The 20013-nt window shown below is 70.9% G+C and carries 22 protein-coding genes; 13 read left to right on the forward strand and 9 right to left on the reverse strand.

Annotated elements, in window-relative coordinates:
• The first annotated feature begins 40 nt into the window (after positions 1-40).
• Positions 41-1756, forward strand: coding sequence for an IlvD/Edd family dehydratase (locus ACFYNU_RS14915; RefSeq protein ID WP_356585617.1), 1716 nt, complete (start codon positions 41-43; stop codon positions 1754-1756).
• Positions 1757-1774: 18 nt separating this feature from the next.
• Here ACFYNU_RS14915 and ACFYNU_RS14920 read toward each other — a convergent pair whose 3' ends face one another.
• Complete coding sequence (locus tag ACFYNU_RS14920) at positions 1775-2761, reverse strand: YihY/virulence factor BrkB family protein (RefSeq protein WP_356585619.1); 987 nt, start codon at positions 2759-2761, stop codon at positions 1775-1777.
• Positions 2762-2895: 134 nt separating this feature from the next.
• Between ACFYNU_RS14920 and ACFYNU_RS14925 the strand changes: the two genes are divergently transcribed.
• Positions 2896-3306 (forward strand): cold shock domain-containing protein, encoded by a 411-nt coding sequence (locus ACFYNU_RS14925; protein ID WP_356585621.1) that lies wholly within the window; start codon positions 2896-2898, stop codon positions 3304-3306.
• Positions 3307-3369: 63 nt separating this feature from the next.
• Positions 3370-4017: an SIMPL domain-containing protein gene (locus tag ACFYNU_RS14930; RefSeq protein WP_356585623.1), complete on the forward strand. Its 648-nt coding sequence runs from the start codon at positions 3370-3372 to the stop codon at positions 4015-4017.
• Here ACFYNU_RS14930 and efeU read toward each other — a convergent pair.
• The 3 genes from efeU to efeO all read right to left on the reverse strand — a co-directional run bounded on the left by efeU (position 4004) and on the right by efeO (position 7455).
• Positions 4004-4930 (reverse strand): iron uptake transporter permease EfeU, encoded by a 927-nt coding sequence (efeU, locus tag ACFYNU_RS14935; RefSeq protein ID WP_356585625.1) that lies wholly within the window; start codon positions 4928-4930, stop codon positions 4004-4006. The two genes, ACFYNU_RS14930 and efeU, sit on opposite strands and share 14 nt — an antisense overlap.
• A 79-nt stretch (positions 4931-5009) precedes the next feature.
• Positions 5010-6293: an iron uptake transporter deferrochelatase/peroxidase subunit gene (efeB, locus tag ACFYNU_RS14940; RefSeq protein ID WP_356585627.1), complete on the reverse strand. Its 1284-nt coding sequence runs from the start codon at positions 6291-6293 to the stop codon at positions 5010-5012.
• A 10-nt stretch (positions 6294-6303) separates the two neighbouring features.
• A complete protein-coding gene (gene efeO, locus ACFYNU_RS14945; RefSeq protein WP_356585629.1) occupies positions 6304-7455 on the reverse strand; it encodes an iron uptake system protein EfeO in 1152 nt (383 codons plus the stop codon).
• Between the two features lie 199 nt (positions 7456-7654).
• Here efeO and ACFYNU_RS14950 point away from each other — a divergent pair, with 199 nt between their 5' ends.
• From ACFYNU_RS14950 to ACFYNU_RS14985, 8 genes are all read left to right on the forward strand, one after another.
• Positions 7655-8074 carry a TOBE domain-containing protein gene (locus tag ACFYNU_RS14950; protein ID WP_356585631.1) on the forward strand — a complete coding sequence of 140 codons (420 nt, stop codon included), beginning with the start codon at positions 7655-7657 and terminating at the stop codon, positions 8072-8074.
• A 99-nt stretch (positions 8075-8173) separates the two neighbouring features.
• Positions 8174-9520, forward strand: a complete 1347-nt coding sequence (locus ACFYNU_RS14955; protein WP_356585633.1) for an extracellular solute-binding protein — start codon at positions 8174-8176, stop codon at positions 9518-9520.
• A complete protein-coding gene (locus tag ACFYNU_RS14960; RefSeq protein WP_356585635.1) occupies positions 9507-10385 on the forward strand; it encodes a sugar ABC transporter permease in 879 nt (292 codons plus the stop codon). The genes ACFYNU_RS14955 and ACFYNU_RS14960 overlap by 14 nt, the downstream gene beginning before the upstream one ends.
• Positions 10382-11371, forward strand: coding sequence for a carbohydrate ABC transporter permease (locus ACFYNU_RS14965; RefSeq protein ID WP_356585637.1), 990 nt, complete (start codon positions 10382-10384; stop codon positions 11369-11371). Before ACFYNU_RS14960 ends, ACFYNU_RS14965 begins: the two co-directional genes overlap by 4 nt.
• A gap of 136 nt (positions 11372-11507) precedes the next feature.
• Complete coding sequence (locus ACFYNU_RS14970) at positions 11508-11984, forward strand: VOC family protein (RefSeq protein ID WP_356585639.1); 477 nt, start codon at positions 11508-11510, stop codon at positions 11982-11984.
• 51 nt (positions 11985-12035) lie between these two features.
• Entirely contained in the window at positions 12036-12494 is a 459-nt protein-coding gene (locus tag ACFYNU_RS14975; RefSeq protein ID WP_356585641.1) for a metalloregulator ArsR/SmtB family transcription factor, read from the forward strand.
• Positions 12491-12940 (forward strand): SRPBCC family protein, encoded by a 450-nt coding sequence (locus tag ACFYNU_RS14980; protein WP_356585643.1) that lies wholly within the window; start codon positions 12491-12493, stop codon positions 12938-12940. Before ACFYNU_RS14975 ends, ACFYNU_RS14980 begins: the two co-directional genes overlap by 4 nt.
• A 79-nt stretch (positions 12941-13019) precedes the next feature.
• Entirely contained in the window at positions 13020-13430 is a 411-nt protein-coding gene (locus ACFYNU_RS14985; protein WP_356585645.1) for a cytidine deaminase, read from the forward strand.
• An 80-nt stretch (positions 13431-13510) separates the two neighbouring features.
• Here the strand turns inward: ACFYNU_RS14985 and ACFYNU_RS14990 are convergent, their stop codons facing one another.
• Genes ACFYNU_RS14990 through ACFYNU_RS15005 form a run of 4 tightly spaced genes read right to left on the reverse strand, consistent with a single transcriptional unit; the run spans position 13511 to position 17329 of the window.
• Positions 13511-14743 carry an ABC transporter permease gene (locus ACFYNU_RS14990; RefSeq protein WP_356585647.1) on the reverse strand — a complete coding sequence of 411 codons (1233 nt, stop codon included), beginning with the start codon at positions 14741-14743 and terminating at the stop codon, positions 13511-13513.
• Positions 14740-15462 (reverse strand): ABC transporter ATP-binding protein, encoded by a 723-nt coding sequence (locus ACFYNU_RS14995; protein WP_356585649.1) that lies wholly within the window; start codon positions 15460-15462, stop codon positions 14740-14742. The genes ACFYNU_RS14990 and ACFYNU_RS14995 overlap by 4 nt, the downstream gene beginning before the upstream one ends.
• Positions 15459-16769, reverse strand: a complete 1311-nt coding sequence (locus tag ACFYNU_RS15000; protein ID WP_356585651.1) for a peptidoglycan-binding protein — start codon at positions 16767-16769, stop codon at positions 15459-15461. Before ACFYNU_RS15000 ends, ACFYNU_RS14995 begins: the two co-directional genes overlap by 4 nt.
• A complete protein-coding gene (locus ACFYNU_RS15005; protein WP_356585654.1) occupies positions 16766-17329 on the reverse strand; it encodes a hypothetical protein in 564 nt (187 codons plus the stop codon). Before ACFYNU_RS15005 ends, ACFYNU_RS15000 begins: the two co-directional genes overlap by 4 nt.
• A gap of 87 nt (positions 17330-17416) precedes the next feature.
• On the opposite strand from ACFYNU_RS15005, the gene ACFYNU_RS15010 reads away from it, so the two are divergent.
• Both ACFYNU_RS15010 and ACFYNU_RS15015 read left to right on the forward strand, forming a co-directional pair.
• The gene (locus tag ACFYNU_RS15010) at positions 17417-18070 is read left to right on the forward strand and encodes a response regulator transcription factor (protein WP_356585656.1); all 654 of its coding nucleotides are present in this window, start codon (positions 17417-17419) and stop codon (positions 18068-18070) included.
• 13 nt (positions 18071-18083) lie between these two features.
• A complete protein-coding gene (locus ACFYNU_RS15015) occupies positions 18084-19334 on the forward strand; it encodes a HAMP domain-containing sensor histidine kinase (RefSeq protein ID WP_356585658.1) in 1251 nt (416 codons plus the stop codon).
• Here ACFYNU_RS15015 and ACFYNU_RS15020 read toward each other — a convergent pair.
• Positions 19279-19977: an HAD family phosphatase gene (locus ACFYNU_RS15020; protein WP_356585660.1), complete on the reverse strand. Its 699-nt coding sequence runs from the start codon at positions 19975-19977 to the stop codon at positions 19279-19281. The two genes, ACFYNU_RS15015 and ACFYNU_RS15020, sit on opposite strands and share 56 nt — an antisense overlap.
• Positions 19978-20013: the final 36 nt, after the last annotated feature.

The raw sequence follows: 20013 nt of genomic DNA on the forward strand, positions 1-20013 counted from the left end.
CTCTTCCCCGGTACGGCTCGGGGAAGTTAGGGTGCCAGCCATGCCGGAGCAGCGCAGCTCACAGTGGTACGCGGGAACCGACCGGAACGCCTACATCCACCGGGCGTGGATGCGCCGGGGACTGCCCGCCCACGCCTTCGACGGCCGCCCGCACATCGCCATCGCCAACACCGCGTCCGACCTGACACCCTGCAACGCCCACCTCGGCGAGGTCGCCGAGAGCGTCAAACAGGGCATCTGGGAGGCCGGCGGCGTCCCGATGAACCTCCCGGTCGTCTCCCTCGGCGAGACGCTGGTGCGGCCCACCGCCATGCTGTGGCGCAACATGGCGGCGATGGCCACCGAGGAGATGCTGCGCGCCAACCCCGTCGACGGCGTCGTACTCCTCGGCGGCTGCGACAAGACGATCCCGTCCCTGCTGATGGCGGCGGCCTCCGTCGACCTGCCCGCCGTGGTGGTGCCCGGCGGTCCGATGCTCACCGGCACCTTCCGGGGCACGCCGCTGGGATGCGGCACGGACGTGTGGAAACTCAGCGAGGAGGTACGGGCCGGAACACTCTCCGAGGAGGAGTTCCTGACCTCCGAGTCCTCGATGATCCGCAGCCGGGGCCACTGCAACACCATGGGCACCGCGTCGACCATGGCGTGCGTCGCCGAGGCGCTGGGCACCACCGTCCCCGGCGTCGCGGGCATCCCCGCCCCCGACAGCCGGCTGCTGGAGAGCGCCCACGGCACCGGGCGGCTCGTCGTGGAGATGGTCGCCGAGGGCCGCCGCCCCAGCACCACCCTCACCAAGGGGTCCTTCCTCAACGCCGTCGTCGCCCTGGCCGCCGTCGGCGGCTCCACCAACGCCGTCGTCCATCTGCTCGCCATCGCCGGACGGCTCGGCATCGACCTCACGCTCGACGACTTCGACCGCACCGGCTCCGGCGTCCCGCTGCTCGTCGACCTCCAGCCCGCCGGACGGCACCTGATGGAGGACTTCCACCGGGCCGGCGGTCTGCTCGCCGTCCTGCACGAGGTGCGCGACCTGCTCGACCCGGCGGCGCTCACGGTCACCGGCCAGCCGCTGGTCGACCATCTGGACGGGGCGCGGATCTGGGACGACTCCGTCATCCACCGGCGCGCGGAGCCGCTGCAAGCCGACGCGGGCATCGCCGTGCTGCGCGGGAACCTGGCCCCGTCCGGGGCCGTCATCAAGCCCGCCGCCGCGTCGCCCGAGCTGCTGAACCACCGGGGCCGGGCGGTCGTCTTCGACAGCGTCGAGGACATGCACGCCCGCATCGACGACCCGGACCTCGACGTGGACGCGACATCGGTGCTCGTACTCCGCGGCTGCGGCCCCAAGGGCTATCCCGGCATGCCCGAGGTGGCGAACCTGCCGCTGCCCACCAAGCTGCTGGAGCAGGGCGTGCGCGACATGGTGCGGATCTGCGACGGGCGGATGAGCGGGACGGCGTACGGCACCGTCGTGCTGCATGTCGCGCCCGAGGCGGCGGCAGGCGGCCCGCTGGGGCTCGTCCGCACGGGGGACTGGATCGAGCTGGATGTCGCGGGACGGCGCCTGGACGTCGACGTACCGGCGGCGGAGCTGGAACTACGGCGCCCCGCCCAGGAGATGACCGGCGCCTTCGCCGCGCCGGCGCGCGGCTGGGAACGTCTCTATGTCGACCATGTCATGCAGGCCGACACCGGCGTCGACCTCGACTTCCTCGTCGGGTCGAGCGGCCACGAGGTGTCACGCGAGTCGCACTGAGACGAGGCGCCGGCCCGTTCAGACATGGTCGGGATCGCCGCCGTGGCCCGGGTCGGGATGGACCGGGTCGTGCTGCCCGGCCCGCGCGGACTCCAGCTGCGCGGCCAGCGACAGCCCGAGGAACAGCGAGATGCCGGCCAGCTGGGACCAGAGCAGCAGCGCGACGAACGCGGTCAGCGGCCCGTACACCGAGCCGAACGAACCGCTGAACCCGACATAGATCGTCAGCAGCCACGTCGCGCCGACCCACAACAGCAGATGTACGGCCGAGCCGAACGCCAGCCAGGTGTAACCGGGCTGGTCGCGGCGCGGGGCCCGGCGGAACAGCACGGCCGACGCCAGCCATGTCAGCAGGACGCCCACCGGAATCCGCAGCCACTCCCAGGCGGTCTGCGCCGCGCCGCCCCAGTGGAACGTCTCCGCGAGCGCGCCACCGACCGCCCGGCCGCCCACCAGGATGAGGAACCCGCCGACCAGCGGCAGTCCGGCGGCGACCGCGAGCACCAGGGCACGCGTGTACTTCGCCAGGAACGGACGGTCCCGCTCCACCCCGTAGATACGGTTCGCCCCACGCTCGATCTGCGCCATCGCCGACGCGAGATTGAGCGTCGCGAACCCCAGACCGAGCCAGACGGCCACCTCGCCCGCGAAGCCGCCACCGGACCCCGCCCCGCCCTCGACGCGCCCGAGCGAGGTCCGGATCAGGTCCGCGCTGGGGCCGGGCGCTATTCGGGTCAGCGTCAACTCGACGACCCGGCCGACACTCTCCGTATGCAGGGACGTCGCCACACCGACCAGCGCGATGCTGAACGGCACCAGCGCCAGCACGAACTGGAAGGCCAGCGCACGCGCGATGCTGAACCCGTCCGCGTAACGGAACCGCAGGAACGCGTCCGTCAGCAGCTTGCGCCCGCCGTACGTGCGCAGCGCCGCCCACGCCTCGTCGCCGGAAAGCTCTTCCCCGATCATGTCCCGGGTCTGCGGAACCCGCACCACGGTGCCCATCGCGCCCCCGACTCCAGTTTTTCTGTTGAGAACGGATTCTCGCAGGCGGGCGGATGTGAGAGGTTGCTCGGGGGGTCCGCTGTGGATCCCCGCAGTGGTGGCCGAGGTAGTGGTGAGGCGTGGAGGTAGGGGCTGTGTTGCAGGTAGGTCGAGTGCTGAGGTTCGACGAGGTTCGCGGTTACGGCTTCATCGTCCCGAGCGAAGGGGACGAGGACGTGTTCATGCACGCCAATGATCTGCTGGACGAGAAGTACCAGTACAAGGCGGGCAGTGAGGTCGAGTACTACCTGGAGATGGGGGACAAGGGCCCCAAGGCGTCACAGATCAGGCTGGTGAACGCGCCGCAGCCGGCCAGGAGCACGTCGGGCTCGGGCCCGGCGGATCCGCACGGCGACTACTCCGACGTGCTGTCCCCGGTCGAGCTGCGGAACGAGCTGACGGAGGCGCTGCTCCAGGCCGACCCGTCGCTGACGGGCGATCAGATCAAGCGGGTGCGGACGTCGGTGATCGAACTGGCGCGCTCGCACGGCTGGATCGAGTCCTGAGCCGGTCCACCGGGGCCGGTCGACGGGCGTCGGGCTGACTCCCGGCCTGGTTGGATGAGTGGCATGAACGGTACTCAGTCCATAGACGCCCCTTGGGGCATATCGGTGTTCGGCGCGGCGAGTGTGGACGCCGCGCCGGACCTTGCCCGGCTGCGGGTGGCGATAGCGCAGACCCGGCAGCAGCCGGGCGAGTCCTTCGAGGTGACCCGCGGCGGGGTCAACCAGATCCGTGAGGTGCTGCGCGGCCACAGCATCCCCGACAACGCCGTGTCGACGTCCCGTCTCGATCTGAAGTCCCTGTGGACCTACGGCAACGAGCGCAAGTTCCGCGGCTACGAGTGCACCGCCTCGTTCGTCATCGAACTGCGCGAACTCGACCTGCTGGAGGCCGTGCTCGTCGACGTCGTGGAAGCCGGGGCGAACCAGGTCGACGGTGTCGAGTTCGACGTACGGGCGAAGAAGGAACTGCGCGCGCGGGCACGCACGGCCGCCGTGGCCGCCGCGCGCGAGAAGGCGGATCTGTACGCGGAGGCCGCCGGTGTCCGGCTCGGCCAGGTCATCCACATCAAGGACGTGGACGCCGAGCAGATGCGGAACAGCTACCGCAGCCACAGCAGCGGTGGAGGGGACGGCGGCGAAGGCGACCTGACCCCCGGCAAGGTCAGCGTCACGGCGGGTGTGGTCATCGGCTTCTCGATCAGCGGGGGCTGACTGTTCCGTCGTTGCCCGGCGGCCGGACCACGGCGTCCTCGGGGGCCGGCTCCGGGCCGGCCTTCGAGGAAGCCGCCGGCGCGGGCCGCCCGGTCGCCCGCCCCGTCGCCCGCTCGCGCTGGGGCGCGAGGAAGAAGAGCATCGTCGGAATCAGATACAGCGCCCACACGGTCACCTGGACGACGGTCGGATCGGGCTGGAAGTTGAACACGCCCTTCAGCACGGTGCCGTACCAGCTGTCCGGCGGGACCGTCTCGGTGATGTCGAACGCCTTGTTCCCCAGCCCGCCGAGGAAGCGCGCCTCCTGGAGGTCGTGCACGCCGTACGCGAGAACGCCCGCCGCCACGACCACCAGCATCGAGCCGGTCCATCTGAAGAACTTCGTCAGGTTGATCCGCAGCGCGCCCCGGTAGAACAGCCAGCCCAGCACGAGCGCCGTGGCGATGCCCAGCAGCACCCCGATCAGCGGCCCGGACCTGCCCTCCCCGCCGGCCCGTACCGACGCCCACACGAACAGTGCCGTCTCCAGCCCCTCCCGGCCCACGGCCAGCAGCGCGGTCGCGACCAGGGCGCCCGTACCCATCCGCAGCGCCGCGTCGAGCCTGCCGTGCAGCTCGCCCTTGAGATGCCGTGCCGTACGCCGCATCCAGAAGATCATCCAGGTCACCAGGCCCACCGCGATGATCGACAGCGACCCGCCGAGCAGCTCCTGCGCCTCGAACGTCAGCTCCTGGGAGCCGAATTCGAGCGCGGCGCCGAACCCCAGCGAGACGGCGCAGGCGATACCGATGCCGAGCCACACCGGCCGCAGCGCCTCGCGGTGGTCGGTCTTGACCAGATACGCGACGAGGATGCAGACGACCAGACTGGCCTCAAGCCCCTCGCGCAGCCCGATCAGATAGTTGCCGAACATGCCGGCCGTCCTTCCGCCGATGTCACTGTGCCGGTCAGGGGAGCGCGAGTCGCGGGAGCGCGGGTCACGGAAGCGCGGGTCATGAGAACAGCTCCCGTCCCCACCAGTCGTCCTTGTCCCGGACGCCCGGCGGTACGGCGAAGACCGCGGAACCCACATGCTGGATGTACTCGTTGAGTGCGTCGGACCGCGACAGACTCCGCTGCACGGGGATGAACGCCTCCCGCACGTCGTGCTGGTAGGCGAGGAAGAACAGCCCCGCGTCGAGGCGGCCGAGCCCGTCCGTACCGTCGGTGTACGAATAGCCCCGCCGCAGCATCCGCGCCCCGCCGTTGGAGTCGGGGTGCGCGAGCCGTACGTGCGACGTCGGCAGCATCGACTTGAGGAACGGCTCGTCGTGCTCCTCGGCCTTGCCGACCGCCGCGCCCTCGCCCTTGTCCCGGCCGAAGACGTCCTCCTGCTCCTTCAGGGACGTACGGTCCCAACTCTCGATCCGCATCGCGATCCGGCGGGCCACCAGATAGGAACCGCCCGCCATCCAGTCGGGTCCGGCGTCGCCGGAGACCCACACATGGCGGTCGAGCGCCGCCGTGTCGGTGCCCGCGACATTGCGGGTGCCGTCCTTGAAACCGAAGAGATTGCGCGGCGTCTGCGCGTCGGGTGTCGTGGACGACGTCTTGCCGAAGCCGAGCTGCGACCAGCGGATCGCGATCCGGCCGAAGCCGATCCGGGCCAGGTTGCGGATGGCGTGCACCGCGACCTGCGGATCGTCGGCGCAGGCCTGCACGCACAGATCGCCGCCGCTGCGCGCCGGGTCGAGGTTGTCACCGGGGAACTTCGGCAGGTCGACGAGCGCTTCGGGCCTGCGGCCCGCCAGCGCGAAACGGTCGCCGTCCCCCGTGAACAGCGACGGCCCGAAGCCGATGGTCAGCGTCAGCCGGGACGGCTTGAGGCCGACCGCCTCGCCCGTGTCGTCCGGCGGTGCCTCCGGCAGCCCGCCGAACGCCCCCTCACCGACCGCGCGTCCCTCGGTCAGCAACGCGGCAGCCGCCGTCCAGTCCTTGAGGAGCTGGATCAGCTCGGCCCGGTCCCCGGCGGTCACGTCGAAGGCCGCGAAGTGCAGCCGGTCGGGGACGGCGGTGGCGATCCCGGCCTGGTGCGCGCCGTGGAACGGTACGGCGGCGCCCGCCGACCCGGCGGACTCCGTCCCGTCCGGGCCGCGCAGCGCGACGGCCGTACCGCCGGCCACGGCCGCGCCGAGCGCCAGCCCCGCGCCGCCCCAGCCGAGCACCGAACGCCGGGACGGCGCCCGGCTGCCGGGGGCCGCGCCCGTCGTCTCGTCGGGATGTGTGTCGTCGGTCATGGCCGCGGCCCTACTTCACGACCGCGGCGGCGAGCTTCGACAGTGGCTCGGCCAGCGCGTTCACCGCGTCGGACAGTTTCTTGCGGTCCGCCTCGCCGACCTTGTCGTACGAGGTGAACACATAACTCGTCGTGTCCGCACGGTAGGTGTCGAGCAGCGTGTTCAACGCGGCGAACCTGGTGTCCAGTTCGCCGGTCAGCTTCGCGTCGTTCTTCGACGCCACCGGCTTCAGCAGCGCGTACGACTTCTCGGCGCCCTCGACGTTGGCCTTGAAGTCGACCAGGTCGGTGTGGCTGTACCGCTCCTCCTCGCCGGTGACCTTGCCGGCGGCGACCTCGTCCAGCAGTTCCTTGGCACCGTTCGCCATGGACGTCGGGGTGATCTCCGCCGTACCGACCTTCTTCTGCCAGGCGGTCAGATCCGTGATCAGCAGATCGGCGAGTTCCTTGTCGCGCGGGGTGATCTTCTTGTCCTCCCACAGCGACTTCTCCAGACGGTGCCAGCCGGTCCAGTCCGTCTCGGGGTCCTGTCCCTCTTCGAGGCCGTCCGCGCGCAGGTCGACCTTCGGGTCGATGTCACCGAAGGACTCGGCCACCGGCTCGGTGCGCTCCCAGCCGATGCGGGAGTCCGCGTACGCCCGCTTCGAGGCCTCGATGTCACCGGACTTCACGGCCTCGGCGAACACCTTCGCCTTCGGCAGGGTCTCCTCCGCCTGCTCCAGCGTGTACTGGCGGTAGGCCGCGACCGCCGCGTCCAGCTCGGGATCCCGCTTCGCGCTCCCGCCGTCGCCGGTGGCCTTGACCTGCTGCCGGATGCCCTTGCCCTTCATGCCCGGCTTGCAGGCGATCTCGTAGTCGCCGGCCTTGATCTCCGCGGTGATGTTCGCCTTGGTGCCGGCACCGATGTTCTCGCGCTCGGTGACGATCCGGTCGTCGGGGAACAGGACATAGACCTCGGTGACCTTCGAGCCCTTGTTCTCCACCGCCAGTTGGAGATGGCCGGCCGGGAACTCCTTCTTCGACACCTCGCAGGAGGTGTCGGTGGCCGTGACCTCTATCGCCCCGTCGCCGCCGGCGTCGCTCTTTTCGGCGCACGCCGTGACGGTGGTGAGGGCGGCGACCGCCGCGAGGGCGGTGACCAGGGAGAGACGGGAGGGGCGCATACGGGCTCCAGCGGGCTGAGGGCAGTGTTCGTCGCTGCCCCTGAATGAGGCGAGCCTAAGTTAGCCGGACCTTACTCGTTCGAAATCAGAGCAAATTCCCAGATATCGGCGTCAATGGGTGGCTGGCCTTTGCTCATCCTTTTGAATGGCCTCACTGCTGTCCGCTCCACGCCCCCACCAGCGAGAGGCCGAACCTCATATGCAGCTGAGCATTCGCAACCAGCTCCCCGGCACCGTCACCGCCGTCACCCCCGGGGAGGTCATGGCCACGGTTCGGGTCCATCTGTCGGGTGGGCAGGACGTCACCGCCGCCATCACCCTGGAGGCCGTCCAGGAGCTGGGCATCGAGGAGGGCGCCGCGGTGCGGGTGCTGGCCAAGGCGACCGAGGTGTCCCTGGCGACCGGGCCGGTCCAGGGTCTGAGCATCCGCAACCGGCTGGCGGGCACCCTGCTGGAGATCGTCCTCGGCCCGAGCCTGGCGAACGTCAAGGTGGCCGTGGACGACGCCGAGCTGACCGCCGTGATCACCAGGGAGGCCGTGGAGGAGCTGGGGCTCACCCCCGGCACCGGCGTCACGGCGCTGATCAAGTCGACGGAGATCTCCCTCGCGGTCGGCTGACCGAATCTCCGCTCGTCCGGGACCGTCCGGGTGCGGGACGCTTGTCGGCGCGCCCGCACCCGGTCCCCCTCGCCCCCGCCCCCACCGGAGAGGCATCCCATGGCGGCCATCGAACGAGGCGCGGCGCGCCGAGGCGCCGTCGCCGCCACTCGCGTTCTCTGCCTTTCCGTCCTGCTCGCCGCCTGCGGCGCCCTCATCCCGGGCAGCGGTTACGACGCGAACAACGGCCGGCCCGGAGCCGTACCCTCGGCCACGGCCGTACCCGACGAGGACATCACGCTCCGGCTGAACTTCGCGGACGCGCCGGAGATGGTCGACGCGCTCGCCGCCGCCTTCGAGAAGAAGCACCCGCGGATCGATGTACGGCCGGAGTACACGCAGTTCGCGGACTATGTGAAGAGCCTCAAGCTCTCGATGACCTCGGACACCGCGCCCGACATCGCGCAGTACGCCGTCGGGATGGACGCCCTCGCCCGTCGCGGCGACATTCTCGACCTGGCGCCCTACCGGGACGCGTACGGCTGGCGGAAGCGGTTCCCGGCTTCGAGTCTGGCTCAACTCACCGCGGGCCGGGGCGAGTCGCTGTACGGCGTCCCGGTCGGACTGTCCATGACCGGGCTGTACTTCAACAGGGAACTGGCCGCGCGGGCGGGCATCAGCCGTCCGCCGCGCACGCTGGGGGAGTTCGGGGACCGGCTCGCGGCGGCGAAGCAGGCCGGTCTCACGCCCCTGAGCATCGGCGCGCTCGACTCCGGCGGTCTGCATCTGTGGGCGGCGCTCGTGAACGTGCTGATGCCGCCCGAGAAGTACCGGGCCTGGGTCGACGGTCGGGACGGAGCCACCATCGAGACCGAAGGAGCCCTGCGGGCAGCCGAGTTGGTGGCCGCGTGGGCGGCGAAGGGATACTTCGACCCGTCCGCCAACGGCACGGCGCAGGTCGATTCCACCGCGCGCTTCACCCGCGACGAGAGCGTCTTCCTGATCAACGGGAACTGGGCGGCGGGCCAACTCGTGGGCGCCATGGGGGAGAACGTCGGCTTCTTCCCGATGCCCGCTCCGGGCGCGTCCGCGCGGTCCGTGGCGTCCGGCTTCAGCGTCGCGTACTCCGTCTCCTCACGTACCGAACACCCGGAAGCGGCCGGGGTGTTCCTCGATTTCCTGGCGTCGCCGGAAGCCGCCTCGATCGTCGCGGCCAACGGATTCCTCCCGGCGGACCCTGACACGGACGCCGTGCCCGACCAGCGGGGCGTACTGGGTGAAGTGGCGGCGGCGCACCGGCGGGTGGTCGCCGACGACGGCACCAACCAGTTCCCCGACTTCACCGCGCCGTCCATGCTCGACCGGCTCCGCTCCGGCATACAGCGGCTCATCGCCGGCCGTATCGGACCCGCGGAGTTCCTGGCCGAGATCCAGGACGTCTGGGAGGCACACCATGAGAAGAAGTAGCCAACGGCGCGGGGCGATGCGCGGGTACCTCTACGTACTGCCCGCCCTCGCCGTCTACGTCGTCTTCGCCGTGCTTCCCGCGATCCACACCGCGTATCTGTCGTTGTTCGACTGGGACGGCGTCACCCTCGGCAGCTGGGTGGGGCTGGACAACTACCGTGAGGTCTTCGGGAACCCCGTACTGCTGCGGTCCCTGGTCAACGCACTCGCACTGGTGGTCTTCTTCTCCTTCGTCCCCATCGCCACCGGCCTGCTGACGACGGCCCTGCTGTCCCGCTACCGGCGGCCCGGCATGGGCTTCTACCGGGCCTTGTTCATGCTCCCGCAGATCGTCCCGCTCGTCGCCGTCGGCGTGACCTGGCGCTGGCTGTACGGGGACGACGGCCTGATCAACGAGATGCTTCGCGCCGTCGGGCTCGACGGGACCGCCCGCGCCTGGCTCGGCGACTTCCAAACCGCGCTGATCGCCGTCGGGCTCGTCGGCACCTGGGTGCTGAGCGGGCTGTGCACGATGCTCTTCCTCAGTGGGGTCCACAAGGTCGACCCCGGCCTCTACGAGGCGGCCCGGCTCGACGGCGCGGGCCCGGTAAGGGAGTTCGTCTCCGTCACGCTGCCACAGCTGCGGGGTGAGCTGGCCATCGCGCTGACCGTGACGATGGTGGCCGCGCTCGCCAGCTTCGACATCGTGTACGTCACGACCAACGGCGGCCCCGGTGAACAGACCACCGTGCCCGGCCTGTTGGTCTACCGGCTGGCGTTCTCGGACGGCGAGGTGGGGCTGGCCTCGGCGCTGGGTGTGGTGCTGAGCTGTCTGATTCTCGGGCTCGTGTACGTGGTCAACCGGCTGTCGAGGTCCGAGACATGAAAGACATGAATGCCATGAGGGACACGGACGCGACGCGGGAGCCGAATGAGCTGACAGACCTGGCAGCCGCGGGGGACGTGACCGGCGAGACCACGGCGAGGAGAGCGAGGAGGAGGGGGAGAACGGAGAGGACCGGGAGGACGGGCGCCGCGGCCTCCGCGAACAGGGCGTCACGCGCGGAGCGCTGGTCCGGCTACGCGCTGCTGACCGTCATGGCCGTCGCCGTCGTCGTCCCCTTCCTGAGCGTCTTCCTCGCCTCGCTGCGGCCCGCGGGCGAGGCGGTCACCGGACTGGCGTGGCCGCAGGAGTGGAGCCTCGCCAACTACCGGCGTGCCTGGACCGTGGCCGGCTTCTCGGATCTGATCCGCTCCAGCCTGGTCATCGCGGTCGGAGTCGTACCCGCGTCGCTGGTCCTCGCGAGTCTGGCCGGATACGCGCTCGGCACGATGAGACTGCCCGGCGGCAACGCGGTGGCGGCGTTCTTCATCGCCGGCCTCACCATCCCGGTCGAGCTGATCGTGGTCCCGCTCTACTTCGACCTGCGGGCGGTGGGGCTCACCAACACCTACCTCGGCGTCATCCTCGTGGAGATCGCGCTGTTCATGCCGTTCAGCGTGTTCTGGATGCGGACCCACTTCCGCGCCACGCCGCCGTCACTGGTGGAGGCCGCGCGTATCGACGGCGCCTCGTCCGCCACGATCCTGCTGCGCGTGCTGCTGCCGCTGGCCCGGCCCTCGCTCATGACCCTCGGGGTACTGGTCTTCATGTGGTCCTGGAACCAGTTCCTGCTGGTCCTGGTGCTGATCCAGGACGCGACCCTGCGTACGGCCCCGGCGGGCCTCGGCTTCTTCGTGGGCCAGAACAACACCGACGTACCGACGCTCGCGGCCGGCACGGTCATCGTGATGCTGCCGATCATGATCGTTTATCTGCTGTTCCAGCGCAGCTTCGTGACCGGGCTGCTCCAGGGGGCGATGAAGGGCTGAGACGGCTGCCGCCGGGGGCGGCCGGTGCCCCCGCTGCTACTTCTGCGATGAGTTTCCGCCGGTGGGACAGTCAGAAGAGCAAGAGAAGAAGCGGCAGAAGCAGCAGCGAACCGCGACACCACACCGGGAGACAGCCATGCCGAAGATCACCCCCAACCTCTGGTTCGACGGACAGGCCGAGCCTGCCGCCGAGTACTACATCGGGATCTTTCCGAACTCCCGGATCACCGGTATCACCCACTACGGCGAGGCCGGTCCCGGGCAGGCCGGCACGGTGCTGACCGTCGAGTTCGAGCTGGACGGCCAGACCTTCATCGGCATCAACGGCGGCCCGCAGTTCACCTTCGACGAGGCCGTCTCGTTCATGATCGACTGCGCCGACCAGGAGGAGGTCGACTACTACTGGGAGAAGCTCTCCGACGGCGGCGAGGAGGGTCCCTGCGGCTGGCTGAAGGACAGGTACGGCCTGTCCTGGCAGGTCGTGCCCGGCGGGATGCAGGAGATGCTGAACGATCCCGACCAGGAACGCGGGCAGCGGGCCATGAAGGCCATGCTCGGCATGAAGAAGATCGATCTCGCCGCTCTGCTCGCCGCCGCCGACGGCACCGCCTGATACTTAAGCGGTTACTTGACTGTTGGCGTCCCGGCTGCAATAGTTAAGTACGTGCCTAACTATGAAGGCTCGTTGGACGCGGTGTTCCAGGCGCTGGCGGACCCGACCCGGCGGGACATGGTCGAACGGCTGATCCGTGGCCCGCTCTCGGTCAGCAGGCTCGCGCAGCCCCTGGCGATGTCGCTGCCCGCCGTGATGCAGCACCTCCAGGTCCTCGAAGCGTGCGGCCTGGTCCGGTCCGAGAAGGCCGGCCGGGTCCGCACCTGTCACATCGAGCCCGCGGGGCTGCGGGCGGCGGAGGGCTGGATCGGGCGGCAGCGCACCGAATGGGAGCACCGCCTGGACCGGCTCGGCGGGCACCTGGCGGAAGCGGAACAGGACCGCCCCTCGGATGAGAACCGTCCGGAGCGGCACCGCCCTTCGGAGCACGACCGTCCGGAGCGGGACGACCGTCCGCCTGAGCACCGGCCAACAGGGCAAGGATCAGCAGAGCGAGGGAGCACCTCATGACCGACCACACCGTCACCCACGCGACATTCACCATCGAACGCGCCTATGCCGCCCCGCCGGCCCGCGTGTTCGCCGCCTGGTCCGACCCGAAGGCGAAGGGCAGCTGGTTCGCGGGTCCGGAGAACCCGCACGAGCTGGACTTCCTGGTCGGCGGCCGGGAGGTCAACCGGGGTACGGCCCCGGACGGCACCGTCATGACCTTCGCGTCCGCGTACCACGACATCGTCCAGGACGGCCGGATCGTCTACAGCTCCACCATGCACGGCGGCGAGGCGCTGTGGACCGTCTCGCTCACCACCGTGGAGTTCGAGCCCGACGGCGCCGGCACCCGGCTGACCCTCACCGAGCAGGGCAGCTTCCTCGACGGATACGAGAAGCCGGAATGGCGCGAGCACGGCACCGGCGAATGGCTCGGCGCGCTGGACGCGTACCTGAGCCGTACCTGAGTCGTGCCTGAGCCGTGGTCGACCGGGCGACCCGAATCTCACGCGACGGGCGCGGGCGGGACGACGTAGGTTCCGTCGCGTGAAGATTCCCTCGAACAGCGAACTGATCGACATCGCACAGGCGGTGCTCCACCCGCACTCCGTCGGCGACCGCCTCTTCGGCGACGTGGCGTCCACACTTGTCACCGACTCGGGGACGCTCTACTCCGGCGTCTGCATCGACACCGGCTGCGGTACGGGCTTCTGTGCCGAACACGCGGCCATCGCGGCCATGGTGACGGCGCGTGAGTACCGGATCGTCAAGATCGTCGCCGTGTGGCGGAACGAGGAGGGCGCCCTGCACGTGCTGCCGCCGTGCGGCCGGTGCCGGGAGTTCGTCCGGCAGATCGACCACGCCAACATCGACGCCGAGGTGGTGCTGGGCCGGACCGTCTCTGCCGGTCTGCGTGAGCTGCTGCCCGCCAACGAATGGCCCCAGCCGCTGGACTGACCGAGTCGGCCGGGCCGGATCGAGCCGCACGACGGCGACACGATCCGGCCCTGCCCGTGCCGGCGCCGGATCCGCGTGGGCTACGACGCGGCCAGCGCCTCCGTCGGTGGCAGACGAGCGGCCCGGACGGCGGGGTAGAAACCCGCCATTCCCCCGATCACCAGCGTCGCCGCCACCCCGCCGCCCATCGCCCACAGCGGCACCACCGCGGGCCAGCCCTGATACCCCGCGTAGCCGGTGGTGACGCCGATGCCCAGCAGGACACCGCCGATCCCACCGAGTGCGGACAGCAGCAGGGACTCACAGAGGAACTGCGTACGGATCTGCCCCCGCGTCGCCCCCAGCGACCGGCGCAGCCCGATCTCGGCCCGGCGCTCCAGCACGGAGATCACCATGGTGTTGGCGACCCCGACGCCCCCGACCAGCAGTGCCACCGCGCCCAGGCCCAGCAGCAGACCGGACAGCGCGTCGTCCGTCGCCTGCTTCGCCGCCAGCGCGTCGGACGGCCGGGAGACCTCCACCTCGTTGGGACTGCGCGGGTTGGCCGTCGCGCCGAGCACGCTCTGCACGTCCTCGACGGCCGCCTCCTCCGCCCGTGTGTAGACGGTCGTCGGATGACCGTCGAAGCCGAGCGTGTCCCGCGCCGACGGCCAGCCGACGAGGGCGGCGGCGTCGAGTTCCGGGGCCAGCTCGTTCGGCGCCAGCAGTCCCACCACGGTGAACCACCGGTCGCCGAGCCACACTTGCAATTCCGGGCCCGCCTCGAAGACACCCAGCTGCCGGGCCGCCTTGGCACCGAGCACCGTCGCCGGATAGCGGTCGTTCGCCGTGTTGAGCCAGCGGCCGTCGACGACGTCGATCCGTACCGTCTCCGTCAGATCGATCCGGGCGGCGAACACGCCGATGCCGCCCGTCTGTTCCTCCGGGATGTGGTCCGTCCGGTAGATGTTCGCCCCGGTGCGGCCGATCGCCGAGACCGACTCCACACCGTCGGTGGCCGAGATCATCCCGACCGCCTCGTCGGGCAGTGACGCCTGGTCGCCGCCGAAGGACTGACCGGGGACGACGGTGAGGAGATTGGTGCCGAGCGTCGCCATCCGCCGGTTCAACTCCTCCTGGCTGGAGGTGGAGATGCCCACGACGCCGATCATCGCCGCGATACCGATGGCGATGCCGAGCGCGGAGAGGAACACCCGCGTCGGGCGCGAGCGCAGGCCCGAACCGCCGACCCGTACGACATCGGCTGCGGCGAGCCGGGCGGGCCGCGGGCGGGCGGGCGCCGGGCGGAGCGGGGACGCCGTACTCGTACTCATACGCCGACCTCTCGTGGTGCGTGCGCGTCGGAGTGCGGGCCGGCGGCCGAATCGTGCTCGACCCGGCCGTCCTTGAGCCGTACCTCGCGCGGCAGCGAGGCGGCGATGTCCCGGTCGTGGGTGATGACCACGACCGTCGTACCGGCCCGGTGCAGCTCGTGCAGCAACTCCATGACCACCGCCCCGGACTTCGAGTCCAGCGCGCCCGTCGGTTCGTCGGCGAGCAGCAACGGCGGATCCCCCAGCACCGCGCGGGCGATCGCCACCCGCTGCTTCTCACCGCCGGACAGCTGGTGCGGCTCGTTGTACAGCCGCTGCCCCAGACCCACCCGCCGCAGGGCGCGTTCGGCCAGCGCGCGCCGCACCCCGCGTGAACGGCCGCTGTAGAGCAGCCCGTCGGCGACGGAGTCCAACGCCGGTACGCCCGGGGCGAGATGGAAGGACTGGAAGACGAAGCCGATGGACTGGGCGCGCAGCGCGGACAGTTCGCGGTCGGTCAGCTCGGCCACGGGGTGCCCGTCGATGCGTACCGTGCCCGCCGTCGGGCGGGCGAGCGTGCCCATGATGTTCAGCAGGGTGGACTTGCCGGAGCCGGACGGGCCGACGATGCCCAGCAACTCACTCCGTCCGATGGTCAGTTCGGCGTCGGCGAGCGCCGTGACCCGTCCGTACGTCTTCGAGACACCCGTCAGCTCGACGACGGGCCGGCCCGGCGTCACTGGGGTACCCCCACGCGCAGGCCCTCGGTGATGCCCGTGCCGGACACCTCGACCAGACCGTCCGCGAACAGGCCCAACTCCACCGGACGGTTCTCGGCGCCGTCTTCGGTGACCACCTGCACGGCGTAGCCGCCGCCCTGACGGGCGATCAGCGCGTCGACCGGCACGGCGAGTACGTCCGCGCGGCTCTCGGCGGTCAGCGTGACATCGACCGGCGCCGCCTGGTAACGCCCCAGCTTCTTCTGGTCCTTGACGGTCAGTTCGACCGGCAGGATGGCGTCCTCGGCGCTCGTCTCCTCGCCGCCTTCGGAGGGCGCGGCGGTGGCGGCGGCGCCGATGTCGGTCACCTCGGCGTCGACCACGGTCCCGTCGGGGAGCGCCACCGCGGCCTTCGTACCGTTCTTGACGAGACCTTCCAGCCGTACCTCCAGATCGACGGTGACCACCCGTCCGGTGCCGGTCCAGGTGAGGACGTCACCGCCGAGGGCGGCGCCGCGCGCGGTCCTGACCTCGGCGACACGTCTCGCACCGGACGCCACCACCGCGTCGCCGGGCGACACCTCGCCGGTCTCCGCCCGGCCGAGGTCCTTCTGCCAGGCCCGGACGGCGTCGGCGGTGGACTCGGTGTACTCCGCGTCGACGGTGAAGCCGGTGTGGCCGAGCGCCGCGAGATTGCGCTCCAGCATCGTGACGTCCTTGCCCTCGGAGCCGACGCCGAGCGTGCGGTACAGCGGGGTGGACCCGTACAGCAGGACCGACTTCCGCTCGTCGGCGCTGTAGACGCTCTCGCCGCGCTCGATCTCGTCGCCCACGTCCGGCAGCCAGGTCACGGTGCCGGAGCCGGCCCCCGTGTCGCTGCCCCGCGTGCCCTGCCCGTCCCGCGCACCCTGCCCGTCCCGCGTGCCCTGAGCGTTCTGCGTGCCGGTGCCGCCCGATTGCCCGGAGCCGCCGCCGGCCGGGGCCTGTACGGTCGTCGCCTCCCCGTACCCGAGCGCGCCGTCCACGGTCTCGCCGCGAGTGAGCGTGGTCTTCTCCACCGCCGCCGATTTCGCGGGCCGGGAGGGGGCCGCCTCGGCGGACTCGCCCCCGTCGCCGCCGAGCACACCCGTCGCGCCGACGCCCCCGGCGGCGACGACCGTCAGGGCGGCCAAGGTGATGAGCGAGGCGCGCAGCGGTCGGCGCCGACGACCATCACCGCTGGCGTCATCCGCGGGGCCGTCCTCGCGGGTGTCGCCGGGAGACGGTTCGGTGGGCTCGGCGGCGGGGCCTGCCCATGTGCCGTCGGCCGGTTGTGGGGAGGAGGTCACGAGCCGCCGCCCCGCTTCATCATGATGCCGCCCCCGGGGAACTTGTCACGGCAACTGTCCATGGCCCGCTGGAGTTCGGCATCGTCGCGGTTCACGTCGGCGGGGAGACTGAGTTCCATGGAGCCGCCGTTGATCTTCGGGTCGGGGAAGTCGGGCATGCCGTTCTTCCGTACGCACTCGGCCCACGCGGCGACCTTGGTGGAGTCGAGCGTGCCACCTCGGCCGCCCATGCCCTGCGGGGACAGATCGACACACGCCTCCTGGGCCGTCCTGAACTCCGGGGACCCGGGGTCCACACCGCTGTCCGGACCGACCTTGATGCCGCCGCCCTCCCCGGGATCCGGGAACTTCGGCACACCGTTCTCACGCATGCACTTCGAGTAGGCGAGACTCCTCTCCTCCATGCTGGTGGGGGACGCGTCCGGCCCGGCGCCGGAACCGGCCGAGCCGTCGGCGGACGACGAGCCGTCGTCGGAGCAGCCCGACAGGAGTACTCCCGCGAGCAGGAGCGGGAGATACGGAAAGATGCGCGCACTTCTGCGCCTGTACGAGTGGGTCATGCCCCAACATCTACCGACCCGGTGGTTACACGGCGGGAACGCACGCTGTTATGCCGCTGTAACCCCCTGTCCCGCATGCTGTGCGACATGCGCGTACTGATCGTGGAGGACCACCGGGAGCTGGCCGAGACCGTGGGCGCGGGCCTGCGACAGGACGGCATGGCCGTCGATCTCGCCCACGACGGACGGCAGGCTCTCGACATGACGGCGGTGTACGAGTACGACGTCGTCGTGCTCGACCGCGATCTGCCCGTACTCCACGGCGACGACGTGTGCCGCGCCCTGGTGGCGGGCGGTGTCCGGTCCCGCGTACTGATGCTGACCGCGTCGGCCACCATCGAGGACCGCGTCGACGGACTCGGCATCGGCGCCGACGACTATCTGCCGAAGCCGTTCGCCTTCGCCGAACTGATCGCGCGGGTACGGGCGTTGGCGCGCCGCGCCCAGCCGGCCGTACCGCCCGTCCTCACCCACGGCGATCTCTCGCTGGACTCGGCCCGGCGCATCGCGCGGCGCGGCGGGCGCCGCCTCGAACTCTCGCCCAAGGAACTCGCCGTGCTGGAACTGCTGTTGGCGGCCCAGGGCGGCGTGGTCTCCGCCGAACAGCTTCTGGAACGGGCCTGGGACCACGCGGCCGACCCCTTCACCAACACGGTCAAGGTCACGGTCAGCAGGCTCCGCCGCAAACTGGGCGAGCCGCCGGTGATCGAGACGGTGCCGCATGCCGGCTACCGCATCTGAGCGGGTGCGCCGCATGCCACACCCACGCCGCTTTCTGAGCCTCCGTCAACTACCGTGCCCGCGCTCGCCGTTCCGCCGTGTCCGGTGGACGGCCCGGCTGCGCCTCACGCTCCTCTACGGCGCGCTCTTCCTCCTGTCGGGGGCCGCGCTCCTCGCCATCACCTACTTCCTCGTCGTGAACGGGTCCAGGCCCCGCGTCTTCCTCATCGGCCACGGCGGGGAAGTGCCCGTCCCGGACGAGGACGCGCTGCGCCACTCGATGAGCAAGCAGGCGGACCGGCAACGGGAAGAGACACTGCGCCAGTTGCTCGTCCAGTCCGGTGTGTCCCTCGCGTTGATGTCCGCCGTCTCCGTCGCACTCGGCTGGCTGACGGCCGGCCGCGTACTGCGCCCGGTGCGGACCATGACCGACAAGGCCCGCCGTATCTCCGAACGCAACCTGCACGAACGGCTCGCCGTCACCGGCCCCGCCGACGAACTCAAGGACCTCGGGGACACGTTCGACAGTCTGCTCGCCCGGCTCGACAGCGCCTTCGACGCGCAGAAGCGCTTCGTCGCCAACGCCTCGCACGAGCTGCGCACCCCGCTCACCCTCCAACGCGCCCTGATAGAGGTCGCGTTGTCCAACCCGGCGGCGGACGCGCGGTCGCTGCGCACCGTCTGCGAGCGGGTGCTGGCGGCGGGGGAGCAGCAGGAACGTCTCATCGAGGCACTGCTCACGCTGGCTCGCGGCCAGCGCGGGCTGGAGCGACGGCGGCCGACCGATCTCGCGCCGGTCGTCGCCGACGCGCTGCGGGCCGCGCCGCCCGGCGGAGCACGGATCGAGCGGTCGCTCGCACCGGCGTGGACATCGGGCGATCCCCGGCTGGTGGAACGGATGGTCGGCAATCTCGTGGACAACGCGCTGCGCCACAACGACGACGGCGCGCACGCCTGGGTGCGGGTGAGCACGGGAACGGAGCACGGCCGGCCGGTGCTGCGCGTGGTCAACAGCGGGCCGGTCATCCCGGCCGACCGGGTCGAGACGCTTCTCCAGCCCTTCCAGCGCTACGAGTCCCGCGCCGACGGGCCCGACGGTCTCGGCCTCGGTCTGTCCATCGTGGCGGCGGTCGCGACCGCGCACGGCGCGGAGCTGACCGTCGTACCGGGACCGGCGGGCGGGCTGGACATCACGGTGGCGTTCCAGGCCCTGCCGCAAACCCCGGCGGCTACTCCCGGCCGTGCTCCGTCCCGGTCAGCCAGGCGTAGGCAGCCCGCGCCGTGAACTCGTCCTGGCCGCGCGCGAACAGCAGCTCCGCCCCGCGGAACGCCGGATCGCCGGCCGTGCCCGCCACGTACGGGACGGCGACGCACCGCATCCCGGCCGCCCGAGCGGCGGTCACGCCCGGCGCCGCGTTCTCCAGCACCACACAGTCCGCCGGGTCGGCGCCGAGACGCCGCGCGGCCTCCAGGAAGACATCGGGCTCGGGCTTGCCGTGCGGGACCTCCTCGGCGGAGACGTAGAGGGTGAAGTACGGGGCCAGTCCCGTGGCGCCCAGGACGGTCTCGATGGCCGTACGTGACGAGCCGGACGCGACCGCCATCGGCACCCCTCGCGCGTACAGCAGCTCCACGAACTTCCGCATCTCCGGGAAGACCTCGGTCGAGGCGCGCGCCAGCTCCAGATAGAGGCGGTCCTTCAGGACGAGCAGCTCGTCGACCGGCGCCCCGATCCCGTACTCCGCGCGCAGCCCCTCCAGCGTCTCCCGGGTGCTGATGCCGATGTACCGGGTGTGATGCTCCCAGCTGAAGTCGGCCACACCGTGCCGCGCGAGCAGCCGCCGGCCGGCCTCGTAGTAGTTCGGCTCGCTGTCCACGAGGGTGCCGTCGAGATCAAAGATGACGAAGGGGATATGCGCGGTGGTCATGCCCCCAGCATGCCAACCCCACGGGCCACTCGCGCG

This window comes from Streptomyces sp. NPDC006643, assembly GCF_042870175.1.
Lineage (GTDB): Bacteria > Actinomycetota > Actinomycetes > Streptomycetales > Streptomycetaceae > Streptomyces.